The organism is Flavobacterium sp. WC2416 (assembly GCF_041200095.1).
In the GTDB taxonomy this organism is placed as follows: Bacteria; Bacteroidota; Bacteroidia; order Flavobacteriales; family Flavobacteriaceae; genus Flavobacterium.
Map to the genome: position 1 here is coordinate 573,566 of NZ_CP165626.1, position 23,201 is coordinate 596,766.

General features: G+C 34.8%; 16 protein-coding genes and 1 tRNA gene. 8 read left to right on the forward strand and 9 right to left on the reverse strand.

All coding sequences use genetic code 11. From position 1 onward, the window contains the following. Positions 1–138: 138 nt before the first annotated feature. Positions 139–212 (reverse strand) — tRNA-Asn (locus AB3G39_RS02520). Between the two features lie 138 nt (positions 213–350). Then, entirely contained in the window at positions 351–1,694 is a 1,344-nt protein-coding gene (gene rseP / locus AB3G39_RS02525; protein ID WP_369765932.1) for an RIP metalloprotease RseP, read from the reverse strand. Between the two features lie 199 nt (positions 1,695–1,893). Here rseP and AB3G39_RS02530 point away from each other — a divergent pair, with 199 nt between their 5' ends. From AB3G39_RS02530 to AB3G39_RS02555, 6 genes are all read left to right on the forward strand, one after another. Then, positions 1,894–2,961: an NADH:flavin oxidoreductase/NADH oxidase gene (locus AB3G39_RS02530; RefSeq protein ID WP_369765933.1), complete on the forward strand. Its 1,068-nt coding sequence runs from the start codon at positions 1,894–1,896 to the stop codon at positions 2,959–2,961. Positions 2,962–4,515: 1,554 nt separating this feature from the next. Then, the gene (locus tag AB3G39_RS02535; RefSeq protein ID WP_367772693.1) at positions 4,516–5,556 is read left to right on the forward strand and encodes a Gfo/Idh/MocA family oxidoreductase; all 1,041 of its coding nucleotides are present in this window, start codon (positions 4,516–4,518) and stop codon (positions 5,554–5,556) included. Between the two features lie 235 nt (positions 5,557–5,791). Beyond that, positions 5,792–7,003, forward strand: a complete 1,212-nt coding sequence (locus AB3G39_RS02540) for an MFS transporter (RefSeq protein WP_367772691.1) — start codon at positions 5,792–5,794, stop codon at positions 7,001–7,003. Positions 7,004–7,418: 415 nt separating this feature from the next. Then, a complete protein-coding gene (locus AB3G39_RS02545; protein WP_369769668.1) occupies positions 7,419–10,256 on the forward strand; it encodes a carboxypeptidase-like regulatory domain-containing protein in 2,838 nt (945 codons plus the stop codon). 10 nt (positions 10,257–10,266) lie between these two features. Beyond that, positions 10,267–11,622: a DUF5689 domain-containing protein gene (locus AB3G39_RS02550; protein ID WP_369752838.1), complete on the forward strand. Its 1,356-nt coding sequence runs from the start codon at positions 10,267–10,269 to the stop codon at positions 11,620–11,622. 59 nt (positions 11,623–11,681) lie between these two features. Then, a complete protein-coding gene (locus tag AB3G39_RS02555; RefSeq protein ID WP_367772685.1) occupies positions 11,682–12,155 on the forward strand; it encodes an FKBP-type peptidyl-prolyl cis-trans isomerase in 474 nt (157 codons plus the stop codon). 81 nt (positions 12,156–12,236) lie between these two features. Here the strand turns inward: AB3G39_RS02555 and AB3G39_RS02560 are convergent, their stop codons facing one another. The 3 genes from AB3G39_RS02560 to AB3G39_RS02570 form a co-directional block, all read right to left on the reverse strand. Continuing rightward, entirely contained in the window at positions 12,237–14,012 is a 1,776-nt protein-coding gene (locus AB3G39_RS02560) for an alpha-glucosidase (RefSeq protein ID WP_367772683.1), read from the reverse strand. A gap of 117 nt (positions 14,013–14,129) precedes the next feature. Further along, entirely contained in the window at positions 14,130–16,244 is a 2,115-nt protein-coding gene (locus AB3G39_RS02565) for a glycoside hydrolase family 97 protein (RefSeq protein ID WP_367772681.1), read from the reverse strand. Positions 16,245–16,619: 375 nt separating this feature from the next. Further along, positions 16,620–18,269 (reverse strand): DUF6377 domain-containing protein, encoded by a 1,650-nt coding sequence (locus AB3G39_RS02570; RefSeq protein ID WP_369765937.1) that lies wholly within the window; start codon positions 18,267–18,269, stop codon positions 16,620–16,622. 361 nt (positions 18,270–18,630) lie between these two features. Between AB3G39_RS02570 and hflX the strand changes: the two genes are divergently transcribed. Next, entirely contained in the window at positions 18,631–19,881 is a 1,251-nt protein-coding gene (gene hflX, locus AB3G39_RS02575; RefSeq protein WP_367772677.1) for a GTPase HflX, read from the forward strand. A 351-nt stretch (positions 19,882–20,232) separates the two neighbouring features. Continuing rightward, positions 20,233–20,664, forward strand: a complete 432-nt coding sequence (locus tag AB3G39_RS02580) for a hypothetical protein (RefSeq protein ID WP_367772675.1) — start codon at positions 20,233–20,235, stop codon at positions 20,662–20,664. A 126-nt stretch (positions 20,665–20,790) separates the two neighbouring features. Here AB3G39_RS02580 and AB3G39_RS02585 read toward each other — a convergent pair whose 3' ends face one another. The 4 genes from AB3G39_RS02585 to AB3G39_RS02600 all read right to left on the reverse strand — a co-directional run bounded on the left by AB3G39_RS02585 (position 20,791) and on the right by AB3G39_RS02600 (position 23,102). Beyond that, positions 20,791–21,234, reverse strand: coding sequence for a hypothetical protein (locus tag AB3G39_RS02585; RefSeq protein WP_369765938.1), 444 nt, complete (start codon positions 21,232–21,234; stop codon positions 20,791–20,793). An 85-nt stretch (positions 21,235–21,319) separates the two neighbouring features. Beyond that, positions 21,320–22,168, reverse strand: coding sequence for a DUF3078 domain-containing protein (locus tag AB3G39_RS02590; protein ID WP_367772671.1), 849 nt, complete (start codon positions 22,166–22,168; stop codon positions 21,320–21,322). Between the two features lie 21 nt (positions 22,169–22,189). Then, the gene (locus tag AB3G39_RS02595) at positions 22,190–22,696 is read right to left on the reverse strand and encodes a DUF2480 family protein (RefSeq protein ID WP_369765939.1); all 507 of its coding nucleotides are present in this window, start codon (positions 22,694–22,696) and stop codon (positions 22,190–22,192) included. Between the two features lie 82 nt (positions 22,697–22,778). Continuing rightward, on the reverse strand, positions 22,779–23,102 hold the full coding sequence (locus tag AB3G39_RS02600; protein ID WP_367772668.1) for an SUF system Fe-S cluster assembly protein: 324 nt from the start codon (positions 23,100–23,102) through the stop codon (positions 22,779–22,781). Positions 23,103–23,201: the final 99 nt, after the last annotated feature.

Genomic DNA, 23,201 nt, shown 5'->3' on the forward strand with positions numbered 1-23,201 from the left:
AAGAGGTTTTAAAAAAGGGTGTAGTGGATATTTTGGGTTTTTATAAAACTAAGGCACTCTAGAACGCGAGCTGCCCCCAAATACGAAAGTAGTAAAAACAAAAAAGACCTTACATTGCTGTAAAGTCTTTTTAAAAAGCTCCCTCTCTTGGGCTCGAACCAAGGACCCTCTGATTAACAGTCAGATGCTCTAACCAACTGAGCTAAGAAGGAAACTGTATATTTTTATTCTGATACTGAATGAACGTTTTTGTGTGCTTAGCAGTGCCGTTTGTTTCACTTGTAAAGCGGTGCAAAGATAGGGGTAAATTTCATTTCTGCAAGTAAAAATTAAATTTTTTTTACTTTTTTTTACTTCCCTATAATTGACTTGTAAATGTCGTTTCCATTAGCAAATAGTAACAGTGTTATAAGTAATACGAAACCAACCATTTGAGCATTCTCTAAGAATTTATCTGATGGTTTTTTACCAGAAACAATTTCGTATAATAAAAACATGACATGACCACCATCAAGCGCTGGAATAGGCAATAAGTTCATTACACCCAGCATAATTGATAACAAAGCCGTGATTCTCCAAAAAACTTCCCAGCTCCATGTACTTGGAAAAATGTCAAATATGGCTTTAAAACCACCTACTTGTTTGTAAGCACCCGTACTTGGACTGAAAATCATTTTTAATTGTTTTCCGTATCCTACTAATTGGTCTTTCCCTTTGGTGATTCCCACAGGAATTGCCTCAATTAAACCATATTCTTTTGTGCTTACCTTGTAATATCCTAGTTTTTCTAAAGATTCCATGCTTATTCCGCCTGCATTCACTCCTAGTTTTCCATCTTTAGATACTATTAGAGTAATGTTTTCTTCTTTTTGATTACGAAGTATAGTTGCAGGAATGGTTTTTCCTTTGCTATTTGCTAAAATCACTTTAGCTTCATCAAAATATTTTGTTGGTTGTCCGTTTAAAGAAGTAATAATGTCTTTAGCTTGTAAATTAGTGTTTGGAGATTCTTCGCTAACAGCACCAATGGCAAATGGCATACGAATAGCAATTAGGGAACCTTTTTCATACTTTGATAATTGATCTACAAAATCAATTGGCATTTTTATTTCTTGTTGAATTCCGTTTCTTTCAATCATCACTTTTTTAGCCATGATGATTTTCATGTTGATATCGTTATCAAATTTTGCAATAGTGACACCATCAGCAGCCAATATTTTATCACCTGTTTTAAATCCTGCTTTTATCATCACAGGATTTTCGATTAGCATCCCATCTTTGAAATCAGTATTGGCTACAAATGTATCTCCATAAGCAAATGCCATTCCGATATAAATAATAAAAGCCAAAATGAAATTCACGGTCACACCACCTAACATGATAATCAAACGTTGGTAAGCAGGCTTAGAACGAAATTCCCAAGGTTGTGGAGGCAAAGCCATTTGCTCTTTGTCCATACTCTCGTCAATCATTCCTGAAATTTTTACATAACCTCCTAGAGGCAACCAACCGATACCATATTCAGTCTCTCCAATTTTCTTTTTTATAAGGGAATATTTTACGTCAAAAAACAAGTAGAATTTTTCGACTCTGGTTTTAAATAACTTAGCAGGAATAAAATGTCCTAATTCGTGAAGTATAATAAGTAATGATAAACTCAATAAAAATTGAGAAAGCTTGATAAATAGATCCATTTTTAAATTTTAATTCTTTTTATAACTCACAAAAGTAAGGTTTTCTATTTGTTTAATTTGCAATAATTGTTCCAGACCCTTTTAAATGTTTGTTAATTATTAGAATTTGAATTTTTCCTTTGGTTGATGTCCCGTAACTTTACTTTTCAAAAACGGTTTTTCCGTTGTTCTCATTTATAATACATTAAAAATATAAAGTATGTCCTCAAAATTATTTTCTCCACTTCAAATAAAAAATATCACCCTTAAAAACCGCATTGCCATTTCACCCATGTGTCAATATTCTGCTATAGATGGGTTTGCCAATGATTGGCATTTGGTACATCTAGGGAGTCGCGCATCAGGTGGAGCTGGATTAGTCATCCAAGAAGCGACAGCCGTTTCCCCCGAAGGAAGAATTTCTCCTGGCGATCTTGGAATTTGGAGTGACGCTCATATCGAGAAATACATTCAAATCAATCAATTTATCGAAAGTCAAAATGCAGTTCCTGGAATCCAACTCGCACATGCTGGAAGGAAAGCGAGTGTTTCGGCTCCTTGGGAAGGCAATAAAAAATTAGACGCGACTCAAGGGGGATGGCAAACCGTAGCGTCATCTGAAATTGGCTATCATGATAATGAAGCAAGTCCTGTGGCTTTGGATAAAAACGGAATTCAAAAAGTACTTTCTGATTTTAAATCAGCCACCAAAAGATCCGTGCAAGCCGGTTATAAAGTAATGGAAATTCATGCCGCTCATGGGTATTTGTTACACCAGTTTCTTTCGCCTTTGTCGAATCTAAGAACGGATGAATATGGAGGAAGTTTTGAAAACCGAATTCGGTTTACGCTTGAAGTAGTAGCTGCCGTACAAACGGAATGGCCAAAAGATTTGCCTTTGTTCGTTCGAATCTCGGCTACCGATTGGGCAGATGGAGGGTGGAATGCGGAGGAATCAGTACAACTTTCGAAAATACTAAAAGAAAAAGGAGTGGATTTAATTGATGTCTCTTCGGGTGGGGCGGTTTCACACCAACAAATTCCTTTGGGGCCTAATTACCAAGTTCCTTTTGCGGAACGCATTAAAAAAGAAACAGGAATTCTAACCGGTGCTGTAGGTTTAATTACCGAAGCGCACCAAGCCGAAGAAATTGTTGCTTCTGGAAAAGCCGACTTGGTTTTATTTGCTAGAGAATCATTAAGAGACCCCAATTTAGGATTGACATTTGCTCATGATTTACAAGCAGAAACCGTTTGGCCAAAACAATACGAACGCGCTAAACAATAAAGTTTTTAAAATATATGTCAGGTAAGTTTTTTTCTAAAAAGTAGAAGATTTCAACCATATAAGGTATTTAAGGTCATGTAAGTTTTGTTTATTTATATGTTTAATTTTTTTAAGGTGCTAGAATTTTAGCCCGCAGAGCTGACGGATTGAACCGGTTTGTATCGATTTATTGAATTTAGAACAGTGCAAAAAGAAAATCTGCGCTAATCTGTGGAATCTGTGGTAAAAAAAATAGGACCGCAGATTAAAAGGATTCTCACAGATTTTTTATGATAGAACAAAGTAAAATGATATGCAATAATCACTGTTCCATAAGGCAATACTGAGTAGACGCATCACATTTCTTAAATGAATTATATGGTTAAATTTTTTTAACATATAAGTCATATAAGTTTTTTTCTAAAAAGTAGAAGCTTTAAACCATATAAGGTATTTAAGGTCATATAAGTTTTATGTTTGTTTATTTATATGTTTAATTTTTTTTAAGGTGCTAGAATTTTAGCCCGCAGAGCTGACGGATTGAACTGGTTTATTGAATTTAGAACAGTGCAAAAAGAAAATCTGCGCTAATCAGTGGAATCTGTGGTAAAAAAAATAGAACCGCAGATTAAAAAGATTCTCACAGATTTTTTATGATAGAACAAAGTAAAATGATATGCGATAATCCGCGTTCCATAAGGGAATACTGAGTAGACGCATCACATTTCTTAAATGAATTATATGGTTAAATTTTTTTAACATATAAGTCATTAAAGTTTTTTTCTAAAAAGTAGAGATTTCAACCATATAAGGTATTTAAGGTCATGTAAGTTTTGTTTATTTATATGTTTAATTTTTTTTAAGGTGCTAGAATTTTATCCCGCAGAGCTGACGGATTGTACCGATTTATTGAATTTAGAACAGTGCAAAAAGAAAATCTGCGCTAATCTGTGGAATCTGTGGTAAAAAAATAGGACCGCAGATTAAAAGGATTCTCACAGATTTTTTATGATAGAATAAAGTAAAATGATATGCGATAATCCCTGTTCCATAAGGCAATACTGAGTAGACGCATCACATTTCTTAAATGAATTATATGGTTAAATTTTTTAACATATAAGTCATATAAGTTTTTTTCGAAGAGGTTTTTTTTGAACTATATAAGGCACATAAGTTTTTTTCTAAAAAGTAGAAGCTTTGAACCATATAAGGTATTTAAGGTCATGTAAGTTTTGTTTATTTATATGTTTAATTTTTTTTAAGGTGCTAGAATTTTAGCCCGCAGAGCTGACGGATTGAACCGGTTTGTACCGATTTATTAAATTTTGAACAGTGCAAAAAGAAAATCTGTGCTAATCTGTGGAATCTGTGGTAAAAAAATAGGACCGCAGATTAAAAGGATTCTCACAGATTTTTTATGATAGAATAAAGTAAAATGATATGCGATAATCCGCGTTCCATCAGAAACAGAGTACTTGAATACATTTCTTAAATGCCCTTATATGCCTTATCTAGTTTAAATATAAAAGGTGTTACTATTAAAAAGTTTAAATTCGTGTTTTATAAAATAATACTATGCAAAAAATAAAAACCGCTTTACTTTCCTACGGAATGTCTGGAAAAGTATTCCATGCCCCATTTATAGAATTTCATCCCGGATTTGAATTGATGGGTTCTTGGGAAAGAAGTAAAAAATTAATTCAACTGGATTATCCTGAAGTGAAAAGTTATGCCTCTCTAGAAGAAATTCTAGCGGCTGATGTTGATTTAGTAATTGTCAATACACCAGTAGGAACGCATTTTGAATACGCCAAAAAAGTGTTGTTAGCAGGCAAACATGCGATTGTCGAAAAAGCTTTTACGACAACTGTTGCCGAAGCGCAGGAACTAGCAGCTTTAGCCAAAGAAAAAGGAGTGAAATTGGCCGTTTTTCAAAACCGCCGATGGGATAGTGATTTAAAAACGGTTCGTCAAGTGTTGTTAGACGGAAGTTTGGGTGATATTGTGGAAGCCGAATTCCATTTTGACCGCTACAATCCTAAGCTGAGTCCAAAACAACATAAAGAGACAGCCAATTCTGGCGCAGGGATTTTAAAAGATTTAGGTCCGCATCTTATCGATCAAGCCCTTTATTTATTTGGTTTTCCTACTGCTGTTATGGGGGATATTCGCTTCACTAGAGACAATTCATTAGTGGATGATTGGATCGATATTACCTTGTATTACGATACTTTACGCGTCCGATTAAAAGCCAGTTTTTTTGTTCGAGAAGCTATTCCTGCCTATCAAATTCAGGGTAAAAAAGGTTCCTTTTTAAAACCGAGAGGGGACATACAAGAGAATGATTTAAAAATTGGAAAAAAACCAAACTTAGCGAGTTGGGGAACAGAATCAATTGATAATGAAGGTCTGTTGCATACTGAAATAGAGGGAAAAATAATCCATGGAAAAATTCCAACATTGCAAGGGAATTATTATAGTTTTTTTGATGGTGTTTATCATTCCATTGTGAACAATACGATAGAACCAGTTACGGCGCAAGACGGCGTTCATGTGATGCAAATTATTGAGGCAGCTATTCAAAGTAGTGCTCAGAAAAAAATAATCGAATTATAGTTAAGATTTCTATTTTAAAGTAATAACCATTGAGAGATTAAGTTTATCCATTAATCTCTTAATGGTTTGTAAATCAGTTATTTTAACTTGTTTTTTATAAATAAAATATACTTTACAAGTGATATTTTATTTTTTTATAAACAATAACGATGTATTTATAAGTACCGGTGTAGTTTAGACACAATGAATCAATGCTTTTTGTATTTTTGTCCATTAATTATAAAAGCCTGTCATTTTGATTGATTTACAATTTATAACGCAGTTTAAAGCCAAAGGGAAATATAAGAAAACGTATCAAAATGCTAAGATTTCTTATCTTAATAGAATACGTTGGGCGGTTTCCTCTTTTTATTTTGGTATGGGATTGTGTTTTGCCACTTGGGCAAGCCGAATTCCAGATATTAAAACGGCATTAGATTTAGGATCAGCTGAATTAGGAACTATTTTATTCGCCGTTCCGCTTGGGCAATTACTGATTATGCCTTTTTCGGGTAAATTAGTAACCCGTTTCGGCAGCCATCGCATCTTGATATTTTCTTCCATATTATATGTAATAAGTTTGACTAATCTAGGTTTAGCCACAAATCCTTGGCAATTGTCATTAGGATTATTTGTATTTGGCATTTTTAGTAATCTAACTAATATAGCCGTAAATACACAAGGCGTATATACCGAAGAGCTTTTTAAAAAAACCATCATGTCTTCTTTTCATGGGATGTGGAGTTTTGCGGGTTTTACAGGCGCTTTAGTTGGTTTAGGAATGTTGGCATTACAACTTACTCCCTATGTTCATTTTTGGATAGTGGGTGTAATCGTGTTTTTGCTGATGGCATTCAATTATAAATTTCTGATAAAAGCCAAAGAAATCCCCAAAACCGAAGAGAAAAAATTATTCACAAAACCGGATTCTGCTCTTATATGGTTAGGAGTCATCGGTTTTTGTTGCATGGCCAGCGAAGGCGTTATGTTTGACTGGAGCGGGGTTTATTTCAAAGATGTCATTCACGCTCCGGGACCATTAGTGATTCTAGGATATACTTCCTTTATGATTATGATGGCTGGTGGACGTTTTTTTGGAGACGGACTCATTCATAAATTTGGACGAAAACCCGTAATGCAAATCAGTGGGTTTTTAATTTCGGGAGGGTTGTTCACCGCCGTATTTTTCCCCTATATCATTCCTGCTACCATTGCCTTCATGTTTGTGGGAATTGGAGTTTCAACGATTGTTCCAACACTTTATAGCATTGCAGGAAAAAATCCTTCTGTTCCACCAGGCGAAGCTTTAACGATCGTTTCAAGCGTAAGTTTTCTAGGGTTTTTAATGGGACCACCAGTAATTGGCTATATTGCTGAGCTTTCCAGTTTGCGATTTTCGTTCGCATTCATAGGTGTATTTGGAGTGTTAATAGCCTTTATGGTTTCTCGAATTAAGGCCATTCAGTAATTTTTTTAGTAATACCACTTCTCTTTTTCACAATAGTATTTAGCCCCGCTATACACAGTATCTTTATTGCCAAAATGGGGCAATAAAGGATACTTGTTGCTATCGGGATTATTTTACAACTTTTTGTGAAATTCACCTCATAAACTTCCGGGGTTATTTTTTTTATTGGAAACGAACAACTTAATAGTATTTTGATTACATTTAAAAAATATTATTATACAATACAGTCTGTTAGGTTTCTCAATACCACTATTTTATAGTTTTTAAAATTCCCAAAAACATTTTTCTATTATTTTGATTTACGAATCCCGTTCGGGATGCTTTGCTGTACAGTCAATAAATCAAATTTTATCAAAAACAACATTTTCCAAAATCTAACAGGGAAAGAAGTGGGCTATATAACACAAATGTATTTATGAAAAATGTTCTCCTGATTCTTTTTTCTATTTTTCCACTAGGACTTGCTTTTGCACAAAATCAAACCGGTATTTCAGGAAGAGTGATCGATTCCAAAACCCAGAAACCACTCCCTTACGTAGTGATCTCAGTACAAAATACGAATCTAATGCAACTCACCACATTTGACGGGGAGTTTGTTTTCGAGTCCGTTGCTAGCGGAGAGCACCTATTGCTTTTTCACAGTCAAGGTTTCAAAGATGCCTTATATCCAGTGACGATTGTAGCCAATCAAATCACAAATCTTGGAGACGTATTCTTAGAAGACGACCAAATTACCGACTTACAAACAAGTGTAATTCGCTTGTATGAAAATGATTTAACGGATGACAACAGCGGTTCCGAAAGTACCTCCGGTTTATTGCAATCCTCCAAAGATGCTTTTCAACAAGCCGCCGCTTTCAATTGGGGACAAGCCCGATTCCGAATACGAGGATTAGACAGCGAGAATGCCACGACCATGATCAATGGTGTTACCATGAACAAACGTTATGATGGTAGACCACAATGGAGCAATTGGGGTGGACTCAATGACGCCACTCGCAATCAGGAATTTTCCGTAGGAACAACACCCTCCGATTATAGTTTTGGTGGAATTCTTGGAACCCAAGAAATCAACACCCGAGCTTCTATTTATAGACCCGGCACCCGAATCACATTTTCAGGTACCAATACTAATTACAGTTGGCGTACTATGGGAACTTACGCTTCTGGAATGGGAAGCAGTGGTTGGGCTTTGGTTGTTTCGGCAGGGAAAAGATTGGCGGAAGAAGGGTATTTCGAAGGAACAACATACGATGCCAACTCTTTTTTTATGAGTGTGGAAAAGAAGTTAAGCGACAAACATTCCTTGAATTTCACAGGATTTTACACACCCAATACCCGAGGTAAAAATTCCCCAAATACTGCTGAGGTAACGCAATTGACCTCGGAAAAGTACAATTCTTATTGGGGATATCAAGACGAAAAAAAGCGAAATGCAAGAACCAAAACCATCGAAGAACCCATCTTGATGCTCAATCATTTTTTCAAAATAAATGACCATACCAATTTAAATACGAGTGTGATGTATCAATTTGGAAAAATAGGCAATAGCAATATTGATTATCAAAGTGCCAATAGTCCAGATCCAACCTATTTTAGAAAATTACCTTCGTATTATTTGTCGCTTTATGCCAAGGATAATGGAGAATTTTCGGGGGATTTCACACCTGATTATGACAATGCAGAGAAAAGCAGGATTGAATTTTTAGCCAACCCACAAATCGATTGGGACGCCATGTACCGAGCCAATCAAAAACCAATTCTAGATGCAAACGGAACTATAACAGGTTATGAAGCCGCACAAAGTCACTACGTTTTATACGAAGATAGAACCGATGACAAAACGATGACAGTGAACACCAATTTCAATACCCAACTCAATGAAAACTTGATTCTAAATGCGGGTGGTTCATTCAGTAATTTAAAATCACATAATTATCAAAAGGTTTTGGATTTGTTAGGCGGGAATTATTTTGAAGATATTGACGGTTTTTATGATGGGAATCAAGCGCAATCGGATTTAAATAATCCCAATAGGCAAGTGGTGGTAGGAGAGGAGTACGGGTACAATTATAATTATGTGGCCAATACACTAGATGCCTTTACTCAATTTAAGTTCAATTACAGTAAGGTCGATTTCTATTTGGCACAATCTTTTTCTAGTACTAATTATCAAAGAGAAGGGCTCTATAAAAACGGAATTTATGAAACGATATCTTTCGGGAAAAGTGAAAAAGTGCAATTTGAAAACTTCGGATTCAAGGGCGGATTAACCTATAAAGTTTCAGGAAAACAAATGCTGACTTTCAATGCAGCTCATTTGACTAAAGCACCTACAATACGCAATACATTCCCTAATTCCCGACTCAATAATTCCATTGTTGATGGCTTGCAAAGTGAAAATATAAACAGTGTGGATGCCAGCTACTTATTCCGTTCTCCTAAAATGAAAGCAAGGATCACAGCGTATTATTCTACAATAAAAGACGCAACGAAAACTTCTTTCTTCTACGCCGAAGGAATTTTTGATAATGGGGCGGGATATACGAACACCAACGCATTCGTGAGTCAGACTTTAACCCATTTAAACAAAAAGAATATGGGTGCCGAGTTCAGTTTTGAGTACCAAATATCGGCTACTTTTAAAACGAGTTTATCTGCTGGGTATGGACACTATATTTATGATAGTAATCCGAATGTGAGTATCAATAATGATGCAGTAGCATCTATAGAGAATACAAATCCATCCTATGATTTTGGTACCGCTTTATTAAAAAATTACAAACAAGCCGGTCTGCCACAACAGGCCTATGCTCTAGGAATTGAATACCGTGATCCTAAATATTGGTGGATTGGTGCCAATGTAAATTATCTAGCAGATACCTATATCGATGTTTCGCCCATTTCTAGAACGAGTCATTTTTATACTAACCCCACAAGTGGATTTCCATTTCCAGAAGCATCAGAAGCACGAGCTGCTGAATTATTAAAACAAGAAAAGTTTGATCCCGTGTTGCTACTCAATTTCACAGGAGGGAAATCGTGGCGCATTCGAGGGAAATATGTAGGACTATTTGTAAGTATCAATAATGCCTTAGACACTAAATACAAAACGGGTGGATATGAACAAGCTAGAAATGCAAATTTTAGACAACTCAATCAAGATGTTTCCAGTGGAACTCCTTCTTTTGGCAACAAATATTTTTATGGTTATGGAAGGACTTATTTCGTAAACCTTAGTTTCAATTTATAAATCATTCATTATGAAAACTATATATTATACAATTATTTCTTTGCTAGTTTTAGTTATCTTCTTTTCCTCTTGTATTAGTGATGAAGTTACTGTTCCTAAACTCACCTGCAATCAACCTGATTTGATCGTGAATAAAACGGTTGCCGAAGTGCATAGTACTGCAGCTGCTATTGTTTCGCAATATTTGTACGATGATGTCATTGAAGCCTACGTCGTTTCTACAGATGAATTTGGAAATTTTTTCAAGACGATATCCTTTCAAACATTGGCTACAGCCACAAGTCCAGCCATTGGATTTAGTGTTCCAATAGACGTTACAAATGCCTATGTTGATTTTAGATTAGGGAATAAAGTATATGTAAAATTAAAAAATCAATATACCGATATCAATTATGGGAGTTTACGAATTGGAGGAATTTATGTCAATACGTACAACGAAGGCGCAGTGGGGCGACTTTCTCAAACCGATTATAAAAATGTATTGCATGCTTCATGCACGACTTTAACAGAGGATCAATTGGTACGATCGATTTCAATTGCCGATTTGCTGCAGGATTCTAACTTGAATACGCTAGTTGAACTGTCAGATGTTCAGTTTACGGAGGCGGCAATAGGGCGTCATTATTTTGAAGAAGCAAACAATATTGGTGGGGCGACTAATTGGAGTTTAGTAGACAAACAAGGAAATCAAGTCATTTTTAGAACCAGTAGTTATGCTGATTTTGCGGGTAAACTAGTGCCTGATGGAAGCGGAAAAGTAAGAGGGGTATTGACTAAATTTGGATCCGATTATCAATTAATAGCTCGCTCAGAAAAGGATGTAGTAATGACAGGAATAAGAAAGGCTCCATTCTTTGCTGAGGATTTTAAAAATGTGGTGGACAAATCCAATTTAAGTTTGCCGGGTTGGGCTAATATTGTACAAAGTGGCACCCTTTTTTGGAAAGGAACTGTCTATTCGGGTAACGGTTATGCTGAGTTTAATATTTCTGGCACAAAAGTAAACTCTAATATTGCGTGGTTGATTTCACCAAAAATTGATATGGATATGCATACGAATGAGGTACTCACTTTTAGAACCGCCCAGCATCATCTCGATGTAGATTCTCCTTTGAATACTTTAGAAGTATATGTTTCTACTAATTTTGATGGACTGAATGTAAAAACGGCTACTTGGATTCCTGTTTCGGTGATTTTACCCAAACAAGCCACGCCTTGGTATCAGTTTGTAGGAAGTGGTGGAGTTGATTTATCATCTTATAAAGGAAAAATCAATATTGCGTTTAAATATATTGGATCAGGAAAAAATCTAGCTTTAGATGGTGCTTTTCAGGTTGATGATGTTCAGATTTATGGAGACAAATAATTTTTATAAAAGGCAATTGTTGAATTGACTATATTTGCCATTCTAAAAATAATTTTACCATGAAATACACTTTTATTGCATTAATTTTCACTCTTTTTATTTCTTGTAAACAAGACGATGCTGAAGTAACAGCACCAACAGAAACAATTGATTATGTTGCTAAAAACGACCAAGAAATTGTAGACTACATTGCCAAAAACAAATTGACAGCTACCAAAACAGATACAGGTTTGTATTATGTCATTAATGAGCCAGGAACAGGTATCAAACCTACAGCGTCTTCTAATGTAACAGTAGCTTACAAAGGATACTTTACAAACGGAACTGTTTTTGATCAAAGTGATGCCTCAGGAATTTCATTTGGTTTGAATCAAGTAATAAAAGGATGGACAGAAGGAATTCCTTATTTTAAAGAGGGAGGAAGCGGTGTACTTTTGGTTCCAGCTCAATTAGGTTATGGAAACAATACGACTGGGCCAATTCCAGGAGGTTCTGTTATTCTTTTTGATGTTAAATTGATCAAAGTAAATTAGATTAAAAATTCTAAATATTAAAAAAGGCTGTCCGATTTGGACAGCCTTTTTGCTTTTTATTAATTCTAATATTAATTCTATCTATTTTTTCAATTGATAAATAACGGCTTCATAAGGTCTTAATTCTCCTGACTTAGAAGCTTTGCCGTAATTGTCAATTAATACTTTTCCTTTTTTACTCATTAGATCTGTATTTGCTTCAGCATTTTTGGAAGAAAAATTCAACAAGACCAAAACCTTTTCCCCGTCCAATTCTCTAGTGTACGCATAAACATCTGGATTTTCTTTGTCTAATAAAGTATATTTACCATAAACCAAAATAGGATTTGTTTTACGCAAATGTGTCATTTGTCTAAAGTAATTTAAAACCGAATTGGGGTCTTTTTCTTGTGCTTCAGCATTTAGACTAACGTGATTGTCATTTACTTTTAACCATGGCGTTCCAGTTGTAAATCCTCCGTTTTCTGAATTATTCCATTGAAAAGGAGTTCGTCCGTTATCTCTGGCTCCTCCCGTTTTTTGGTTTTCTATGAATTGATTTAAATCGCCTCCCGTTAATTTTAAATGCTCGTATTCAGCTAATGTTTCTATATCGCGGTAGTCTTCAATTTTATCAAATTTAGCATTGGTCATCCCAATTTCATCTCCGTTATAGTAGTACGGAGTTCCTCGCATGGAAAGCAAGAAGGTGGTTAGTAATTTAGAAGAAACTGCTCTAAATTCAGGCGCATCATTTCCCCAACGCGAAGTCATTCTTGGCTGATCGTGATTTCCTAAATAAATAGTTCCCCATCCTTTATTTTCATACACTTTGTCCCAATCCGAATAGATTTTTTTGAAATCAACTAGAGAATAGGGCCCCATTTTTTTGAAATAACCAGGTTCATAACCCAAGTTGGTTCCCTCAAAATGATAGCCCATATTAAGTTCTTTACGGTCTTCATCAACAAAATTTAAAGCTGTTGAAGTTAGCATTCCTGCACCTTCAGCTAATGACATACAATCGTATTTACTCAATACTTCGCGATTCATTTCTTGAAGGTATTCATGCAAATGTGGTCCGCTTGCCAAATAGACATCCCAACGGCCGTGGTAGTTTTTGTTTAACTCTTCTTGAGAGATTTCTGGAAAAGCAGTGTCTTTTGAGATAAAAGGAATCACATCCATTCTAAAACCGTCAATTCCTTTTTGGAACCACCAATTCATCATGCTATAAATCTCCTGACGTAATTTTGGATTTTCCCAATTCAAATCGGGTTGTTTGTAGTTGAAATAATGCAGGTAATATGCATTCGTTTGTTCGTCATAACGCCATCCGCTTCCATCGGCTTCAAATGAGCCTGGGCGAAAAGCAGGTTTCCCTTTTTCGGCTGGCCACCAGTGGTAATAATCTCTATAGGGATTATCTCTTGATTTTCTACTTTCTTGAAACCATTTGTGTTGGTCACTACTGTGATTTACCACTAAATCCATCACTAATTTCAATCCTCTTTCATGCATTCCTTTTAGTAAAGCATCAAAATCTTCCATCGTACCAAACTCTTTCATTATAGCTTGGTAATCTGAAATATCATACCCATTATCCGCATTTGGAGATCCGTATATGGGATTTAACCAAACCACATCAATACCTAGACTTTTGATGTAATCTAATTTTTGAATGATTCCCTTCAAATCACCCACGCCATCTCCATCACTGTCTTTGAAACTGCGTGGATAGATCTGGTAAACTACTGCTTCTTTCCACCATTTACGGTCATTAGCTGATTTATTTTCTTGTGCCATAGTTTTGTTGATTACTAACAATACACAGCAAAGTACAAAAAGGACAACGAATTTTGAATAGACTGATTTCATTTTTTGGTTATTTAGTTCTTTTTTATTAAGTTGATATAAAAAGTTGATTTAGAAAGTGTTATTAATAAAAAAGGCTGACCAATTGGACAGCCTTTTTGTATTTGTAGTAATCAATTATTATTTGATTTCAATAAGGCTAATCGCATAACCTCCACCTGGAGCAGATAACTGTGCTAATTTTGATTTGCTAGTTACCGTCATTTTACGAATCGTATACGCTTGAGGATTTGTTTTATAATGAGCGTCTTTTGCATCAGCATAAATGGTAGCAATATATTTTTTTCCTTTTTCTAAGAAGTCAAATTTTATGTTTGAAGTACGTGGCGTTTCTCCATTTACATTTCCTACAAACCAGTTGTTAGTTCCTTTTGCTTTTCGAGCAACAGTAATGTATTGTCCCGGCTCTGCTTCTAAGTAGTTACTTACCGTCCAATCGATTGCTACATCTTTAATGAATTGAAATGCATCAGCAAAACGATTGTAGTTCTCCGGTAAATCAGCTGCCATTTGTAACGGACTGTACATGGTTACATACAAAGCCAATTGGTTAGCAAGAGTACTGTTTACATGCGAATGATTGTCAGGGTTTAATTTTGATAAATCCATTTCAAATATTCCCGGAGTATAATCCATTGGTCCACCTATTAAACGAGTAAATGGCAATACTGTTACGTGGTTTGGTTTAGACCCACCAAAAGATTGGTATTCAGTTCCTCTTGCTGCTTCGTTACCAATTAAGTTGGGATACGTTCTGCAAATTCCAGTAGGACGAACCGCTTCGTGAGCATTAACCATAATTTTATATTTGGCCGCTTTTTCGATGGCATATTGATAATGGTTCACCGTCCATTGGTCGTAATGATTTTCTCCTTTTGGTAAAATATCACCTACATAACCACTTTTTACAGCATCATATCCGTTGTCTTTCATAAACTGATATGCCTGATCCATATGACGCTCGTAGTTACGAACAGATCCGGAAGTTTCATGATGCATAATCATTTTTACCCCTTTTGCTTTTGCGTAAGCGTGAATTCCTTTGACATCAAAATCTGGATAAGGCGTTACAAAGTCAAAAACGTAATCTTTGGCATGACCAAACCAATCTTCCCAACCGATATTCCATCCTTCCACTAAAACACCGCCAAAACCATTTGCAGCAGCAAAATCAATGTATTTTTTCACATTAGTAGTAGTCGCTCCGTGAGTTCCATTTGGTTTTGCTTTTGAGTAATCTGTAATCCCTAATTGCACTGATGGAAATTCATTAGTGTAAGACCAAGAACTTTTTCCAGTAATCATTTCCCACCAAACTCCAACATATTTAACTGGTTTGATCCATGAAGTATCTTCAATTTTACAAGGATCATTCAAGTTCAAAGTCATTTTTGAAGCTAGAATATCTCGAGCATCGTCACTCACGATTATCGTACGCCAAGGCGAAGTTTGTGGTGCTTGCATGTTTCCTTTATCACCATTGGCGCTAGGAGTCAACCACGATTCAAAGACCATGTTTTTATCATCTAGATTCAAGTGCATGCAAGAATAGTTGATTAATGCTGCTTCGTGTAAATTGATGTAGATTCCATCATTCGTTTTCAACATCAATGAAGTTTGAACTCCTGTTGGAGAAAATGATGTTTGTGAAACGTTGTCTGTTTTTGCTTTTTCGGTTAACCCTCTAATTTCTGATAATTTTGAGGTAGTATAATCGTATTCTTGTGTGTCATAATCTCCTGGAATCCAAAAAGCAGTATGATCGCCTGTCATAGCAAACTGGGTTCTTTCTTCCTTGATTATAAAATAAGTCAGGTTTTTTTGAGCAGGGAATTCATAACGAAAACCCAACCCATCATCAAACAAACGGAAACGAATTACGATTTGTCTGTCAGTTCCGTTTTGATTTAAGGTAACAGCCAATTCGTTATAATGATTGCGAATTTGATCTTCTTCACCCCAAACTGGTTTCCAAGTTTCATCAAAAGTACTTATTTGTGTATCGATTGTCGTGAAATCATTTAGTAACGATTTTTTGTCATTTTTTAATTCCAGACCTAGTTTACTTGGTTTTACAACTACTTTTCCTTTGTAGTTCAAACTGTAACTTGGAGTACCATCACTAAGCAATGAAAACTCCATTTGGAATTTTTGATTGGGTGATTTTAATTGTTGTGCCGAAACGTTGCTGAAAAATGCTAACGTGAAAAGTAGCGAAAAAAGAGAATGCTTCATTTTATTTAATATAAATTACTAGTTAATTTTTGGTTTTTAATTTGTTCGAAATTTGAAAGTGCTTTTATTGGACTTCCTTCTAAATCTAAAAGCGTGAATATTATTTTCTCAAATACAGTTTTCCGCAAACGATTTATTTAAAAGGCAACACTATACTATTTGTCTTTTAAATTTCTGAAAAGTAAAATTAAGCTCTTTATACTCGTTAGATTTTTTCGATTTTAAAAAAGTAGATTAAAAAGCAAAAATAAAATCATAAATATTATTATATCAGACACTTATAAAAAATAAAGAATCTAAAAAAGTGGTGACTTTAGAACATAAAAAAGTCATTTAAGCTTGATTTATACAGAAACAGACTTTCAAAAAAGAATTTTATGATTTTATATTTGTGCCAATTTGCATTACTTTGGTTTCAAATTCCTCACGAGGACCTGCCGCTTTATTTTTAAGTTGGGAACGATAATTATAAATTGTGGATACCGAATAACGTAAAAAAACAGCAATTTTGGCACTGTCTTTTATTCCCAATCGGATCAAGGCGAAGATTCTTAATTCGGTATTTAATAATTCCCCGTCTTTCAATTGTGTTGCTTCATCATCAATTAGCAAAGCCGAAAATTCTTTGATAAAATTGGGAAAAAGCTGTAAAAAGGTCTGGTCAAAATTAGTATAAAACGTAGCGAGTTCGTTTTCAATAAAATCTTTTGACTTCACGGCACTTACTAAATCGTTCATTTTCCCCGTGGTTGCCATCAAGTTCAATTTACGGCGGTACCCTTCTAGTTTGCCTATATAGTCCGAACATTGATCCATATAACGACCAATGTAAATTTCTTTTACCAAATTGGTTTCAGAAAGGGCGTTATTGGTTTCGTTCAATTTCTCATTAAAAACGGATAATTCTTTATTCAATTCCGAAAGTTGATTGTTAGCCAAGCTGATTTCCTGTTTGGCAGTAGACAATCGTTTCATTTGTTTGAAAAGAAGGAACAAAGCCGTCATTAAAAATAGAGAGAGAATACTAGCGCTTATTAAAAACAGGATTAACTGGAAACGATTGGTTTCATTTTGCTTTTGATACGCTTCATTAATAATGGGCATCATCTTTGAAATCTCGTAGGTTCTCAAACGCGCATTACAAAAAACAGCATCTTCCAAGGAACGCTTCATGTATTTATAAGAGCGGTCAATATCGCCTTCTTCGTATAATAAAAAGGCTAAGGAACGTAGCGAAATATATTCTTTTTTGGCCAACTGCAAGTCGGAAATTGCCGAGATAGCCAACCATTTTTTTTCTTGTTCAGTCTCTTTTTTTCCATGGAAGGATTGTGAAATGAGATACGCCACAACAGCATGCTCAGGATTATCTTTCGCAATTTCTGGAAAATGCTTCAGCAATAAGGTTAAGGTTTGATCGAATTTTTGGTATTCGATGAGTTTGCTGGCTTGGTCAATAAATTTTAAACTGGATTGAGATGGGTAGGACAGCATGGTGGAATCTCTATACCGCTGTGTTAATACATCATATTTCTTTTTTTCCTGAGGCGATGCCGCATAATCTGACATAGAGCCATAAATAGTAGTACTAACACGGTAAAAATCACTTTTAAGATTGGCTAGGGATTTGAGGTCAATTTTATGGAGAACATCTGTGGCTTCCTTGTACATACCTAAGGTTCCCATGATGGAAGCTAAGTTTAAGTTAGCCGAATTAATTTTGGGTATATCTTTTAGCGTACTAGCTATTTGAAAATTTTTTCTAGCATATGCTAGGGCTGAATCCGACTGATAGAGTTTGTATTCTTCGAATAATTTTTGACCAATTTCATATTTTTGAAGATTGGTTGAAGTGTATTCTAACAACTCTTTCAGCTTGTTTATTTTTTCTTCTTTTTTATCCGAATACTGTTGGTAATTGTCTACAGTTTTATCCAACTCACCCAATAAAGAATCAAAATTATTTTGACCAATAAGGAGTACAGGAAAGAGTAAAACAATAAACAATGTCAAAAACCGACTCATTCAATTGGGATTTAATTTGTGTAAAAATAAATAAAATAAGTTAGTAGGTGTTTTTTAAACATATAAGTCATATAAGTTTTTGAGGTTTAAGTTTTTTTTGAACCATATAAGGCATATAAGGTCATATAAGTTTTAGGAAAATAATTAAATATGCGTTCTGCGTGCCAATAGACACAGAGCATCTGCAGTACATATCTTCAATGAGCCTATATGCCTTATATGGTTTAAATTTTTTATTGTGTAAGGATTTGAGCCCACAGATCTAGCAGATTAAAATGATTTTCACGCCTTTTACTTATAAAGAACATATAAATTTAATAAGTCCCTCACAAATGATTAAATTTGTAGCTTATTCAAAGATATGTTAGAAAAAGAAGTATTAAATTTCGAAAAAACAGCCATTGTTGGTATTGTAACTCAAAATCAAAGTGAAGAGAAGCTCAATGAATATCTTGACGAATTAGAGTTTTTAACATTTACCGCAGGCGGACAGGTAGTAAAACGTTTTTCTCAAAAAATGGAACGCCCTAATCCCAAAACTTTTATGGGTACAGGGAAGATCGAAGAGATTCATTCGTATGTAAAAGAGAATGATATTTCGACCTTGATTTTTGATGATGAGTTAACGCCTTCACAGCAAAAAAATATTTCAAAAATAATTACCGAATGTAAAATACTGGATAGAACACACCTTATCCTAGACATTTTTGCACAACGTGCCGAAACTTCGTATGCAAGAACCCAAGTAGAATTAGCACAATGCATTTATATGTTGCCAAGATTATCCGGACTTTGGACGCATTTGGAACGTCAAAAGGGTGGAATTGGAATGCGTGGACCTGGAGAAACTGAGATTGAGACTGACAGACGTATTGTACGTGATAGAATCGCCTTATTGAAAGATAAAATCAAGGCAATCGACAAACAAATGGGAACCCAACGAGGCAATCGTGGTTCTATGGTGCGTGTCGCTTTGGTGGGATATACGAATGTGGGTAAATCAACCTTGATGAATGCCGTAGGGAAAAGCGATGTGTTTGTCGAAAACAAATTGTTTGCAACTCTAGACACAACTGTTCGTAAAGTGGTGATTAAAAACCTGCCTTTCTTATTGTCAGACACTGTGGGATTCATACGTAAATTGCCAACTATGTTGGTTGATTCCTTCAAAAGTACGCTGGATGAGGTTCGTGAAGCTGATTTGTTATTGCACGTAGTTGATATTTCGCATCCTGAGTTCGAAGATCATATTGCCTCCGTAAATCAAACTTTGCAAGACATCAAAGCCAATGACAAACCTGTAATCATGGTTTTCAATAAAATAGATGCTTATAAACATTTGACTATTGATGACGATGATTTAATGACCGAAAAAACGCCAAGACATTACACACTCGAAGAGTGGAAATCCACTTGGATGAGTCGAGTAGGCGAGGAAAATGCGTTGTTCATTTCGGCAACCAACAAAGAGAATTTCGAAGAGTTTAGAGAACGAGTTTACGAAGCAGTGAGACACATTCACATTACCCGCTTCCCGTACAACAAGTTTTTATATCCAGATTACAAAGACGCGATAGAAAAAGAAGACAAAGACGAGGAAGAAACTGAATAATTTCCTCCAAAATATAAATTACACAAATCCCTTTTGAATTTTCATTAGGGATTTTTTTTGGGCATGCCCCCGCTTCCAGTCCGTTGCAGCAGTGTCAGGCTGTACGTTACAAACAAAGTTCACTGAACACCTATAAAAAATATATACTAAGTGAAGTAATCTTTTATTTCACTGCGTTACATAAAAGGATTTCCAGTACCATCCTTCATGCGAGACTTTGGAATTCATGGTGTATGTGGTTTTCTGGACAATTTGTAAGAAAAAAGCAATATATTTGAGAATAAACAAAGTAGGACGGTTGTCAGAGCTAAATTATAAGTTGTCAGGAATATAAAAAAATAACGAATAGAAATGAAATTAAAATTAATCGGATGTGGAATTATATCGTTGATGATCTCTTGTAAAACATATACAATTACACCAGAAAGTTTCAAAAGTCAATTTACAAAAACGGATGTTAACGGAATGAAAGAAGTTAAAACAAACAATCCTCTTTTTTATAAAAATTTCAAATATTTATCAAACGATATTAAGTATTTAAATGTGTTAAACAAGAATGGAAAATTAGTTTTTATACAAAATTCTCCTTCGCTCGAAATGAGAGTAACATTACTTAACGGTAAAAGAAAAAACTTTTATTTTGATACGGTTATGTTGGAAAATGACACGCTAAAAGGAGGCAAATCAAGATTTTTGCCGGGGTTAACAAATGTTATACCTTTTGACCAAATCGTTAAAATAGAAGTTCAAGAAGGTGGAAAAAACTATTATTACAATAATTAATAAAAAACATTTTCTCTAATTCTCGTTTGCTAGGAGCGTCGCCTACTTACTTTTAGAAACAAATTGAAGGATTTGCAACGTGACTCATTAAAAAAAGAAAACTTAAAGATTTGAAATTAGTATAATTTATTCCTTCACCAAACCTAATTTCTTAGCTGATTCACTATCAATAGGTTTAAATTGAAAATCGGAGTCCTCAAATTTTAAAGTCCCATCAATAAATAGAGGAATGTTCATAAAAGTAGTGGTAATTCCGCTTCCCATTTTGAAAGTTTCCCCTCGCTTTAGCAATACAAATGGTGCCCATTTCTTGCTTCCTCCATATGTTCTATAATCAAATTTTCCTTTGAGAGTATCTCCTTTTTTCTCACCTCGTACTTCCCCAGATTCTTTGCCTACACCGCCGTATCGTATTTCTAATTGACCATAAAATTTGTTATCGTATTGCGCTAACTTTAGTAGTGCAGTATCCTTGCCTTTTACAGCCTGATAAAATTTAAAATCATTAGCTTTATCTGATTGGCAACCCATTAAAATTAAAAACGTAACAATTCCTAATATAGTTTTCATTCTATTTTGCTTTTAGGATCAAAGATAAATAAAAACGCCCTTTTGAAATTCATCAAAAGGGCGCTTCTTGTATTAATATAACGGATTAGAAACCGTAGTTCACACCTAGTCCAAAAAGTTCTTTTACTTGTACAGCTTGTACTGAGTTGTCATCATAAATGGCTTGTAAAGCGACATTAGCCGAAAGGTATTTGTTGATTCTCATGACCACATTCATTTGGTAATCTACATCTACATTTTGTGGTGCATCTAAATAATTAGAATATAAATTCAACCGATTCTCAATAGATACGTTAGCCATCACGCTAAACTTATAATAAGCAGATATGCTGGCTCCAAATTCAAATCTAGTGTTGTCCCCTTGCAATACTCCGTAAGACGGTCCAAATTCAGTAAAATGATCGTGAACAACTATTAATTTTGCTGCAGCTGGAGCAAAATTCACACTTAAATTATTACTCTTTTTCCATAACATCCCTGGTCCAAACTGGAAATAAGCGGGAGAGAAAAAATGTGAAATTTTCATGTCATTCTTATCTAATCCCGTATCCATTTGAGACTTAAAATTAAAATAAACAGAGTAGTACCATTGTCCAGATGCTTTTTTGCCCCATAATGAGTTGAGTTCTAAGCGGTCGTCTGTTTTGGCTGTTTTGTTATCTCCTTTTATTTTACTTAAACCATAAGCCAAAATAAATTTATTGTCCCAAACAACATCTTCATTTTTATAATTGAAATCGTAGTTTAATCCAAAATTCCCTGCAACATTTGAGGTTCCGCCACCTAGCCATTGTTTGTTATAAGAGGATTGGTTAAAAAGCAAAGAAATATTTCCTTTTTTGGTCCAGTGTTTAACGGTATCTTGTGCTGTTTCCTGTGCATGTACAGAAAGTATAGCCATTAGTAAGACGAATACAAATAGTATCTTTTTCATATTGTGAAAAGGTATTTATAATTATTTTTTAGCTTTAAATAAGGGAACAGCTGAACAAGCTTCTCCATACATAATACTTCGTGCAACAGGTTGTAAAAAGTTTGCAGCAATGATATACGCTCGCATTGGTACCGGTTTTCTGGAACATCCTTTTATAATAACAGGCTTGTTATTATATACGGAGTAATCAATTTTTGGAAGTAGTTCTTCATACAAAGCTACATCCAAATCTTCTAGACTACCATTGATTATTTTCTTAGCAAATGGTGCTAATTGTATTGACACTAAAATAGAAGCCCAAGCTGGAACAATAGCATCTGTACTGCAATTAATAGCGACTAGTTGGTCTTGATATTGTGTCCAATCGTGATTTTTAAGGTGTTCTCTAAAATCTTTTTCTTTCAGCAAAAATCCTTCCAACAACCATTGTGAAATATCAATTTGTGTGCGGATTCCTTTTGGATAGTAATCTTCAAGATCGAAAACTTCCAAAACACTATTCGCTACTTTATTTATAATTTCTTCCATTTGTTTTTTTGTTTAAAGGTTAAAGTTTCAGGTTTACTATTTTGCACGTATAACTTGAAACCTTAAACTTGAAACCCTTTTTTTATAGCATTCCCAATTCTAATTTTGCTTCTTCGCTCATTAAGTCTTTACTCCAAGGTGGATCAAAAGTAATTTCAACCTCGGCATCCTTAATGTGCTCAATTGATTTTACTTTTTCTTCTACTTCTCTTGGTAAACTTTCTGCAACAGGGCAGTTTGGAGATGTAAGTGTCATTAATATTTTTACTTCATAATCCGTGTTGACCATTACATCATAGATTAATCCTAATTCGTATATATCAACAGGAATTTCAGGGTCGTAAATAGTTTTTAATTTTTTTACGATTGCTTCACCTAATTCGTTAGTGTCTATTTCTTGTGTCATAATTTATTTTTTTTTGAACCATATAAGGAATATAAGGTTATTTAAGGTTTGTTTTAACTCTGTTTTAAACATATATTTTATTATATGTTATATTTAATT

Coding starts and splice junctions, on each gene's coding strand:
- rseP (WP_369765932.1), bottom strand. CDS start 1,694: ATGGATCTATTTATCAAGCTTTCTCAATTTTTATTGAGTTTATCATTA.
- AB3G39_RS02530 (WP_369765933.1), top strand. CDS start 1,894: ATGTCCTCAAAATTATTTTCTCCACTTCAAATAAAAAATATCACCCTT.
- AB3G39_RS02535 (WP_367772693.1), top strand. CDS start 4,516: ATGCAAAAAATAAAAACCGCTTTACTTTCCTACGGAATGTCTGGAAAA.
- AB3G39_RS02545 (WP_369769668.1), top strand. CDS start 7,419: ATGAAAAATGTTCTCCTGATTCTTTTTTCTATTTTTCCACTAGGACTT.
- AB3G39_RS02550 (WP_369752838.1), top strand. CDS start 10,267: ATGAAAACTATATATTATACAATTATTTCTTTGCTAGTTTTAGTTATC.
- AB3G39_RS02555 (WP_367772685.1), top strand. CDS start 11,682: ATGAAATACACTTTTATTGCATTAATTTTCACTCTTTTTATTTCTTGT.
- AB3G39_RS02560 (WP_367772683.1), bottom strand. CDS start 14,012: ATGAAATCAGTCTATTCAAAATTCGTTGTCCTTTTTGTACTTTGCTGT.
- AB3G39_RS02565 (WP_367772681.1), bottom strand. CDS start 16,244: ATGAAGCATTCTCTTTTTTCGCTACTTTTCACGTTAGCATTTTTCAGC.
- AB3G39_RS02570 (WP_369765937.1), bottom strand. CDS start 18,269: ATGAGTCGGTTTTTGACATTGTTTATTGTTTTACTCTTTCCTGTACTC.
- hflX (WP_367772677.1), top strand. CDS start 18,631: ATGTTAGAAAAAGAAGTATTAAATTTCGAAAAAACAGCCATTGTTGGT.
- AB3G39_RS02580 (WP_367772675.1), top strand. CDS start 20,233: ATGAAATTAAAATTAATCGGATGTGGAATTATATCGTTGATGATCTCT.
- AB3G39_RS02585 (WP_369765938.1), bottom strand. CDS start 21,234: ATGAAAACTATATTAGGAATTGTTACGTTTTTAATTTTAATGGGTTGC.
- AB3G39_RS02590 (WP_367772671.1), bottom strand. CDS start 22,168: ATGAAAAAGATACTATTTGTATTCGTCTTACTAATGGCTATACTTTCT.
- AB3G39_RS02595 (WP_369765939.1), bottom strand. CDS start 22,696: ATGGAAGAAATTATAAATAAAGTAGCGAATAGTGTTTTGGAAGTTTTC.
- AB3G39_RS02600 (WP_367772668.1), bottom strand. CDS start 23,102: ATGACACAAGAAATAGACACTAACGAATTAGGTGAAGCAATCGTAAAA.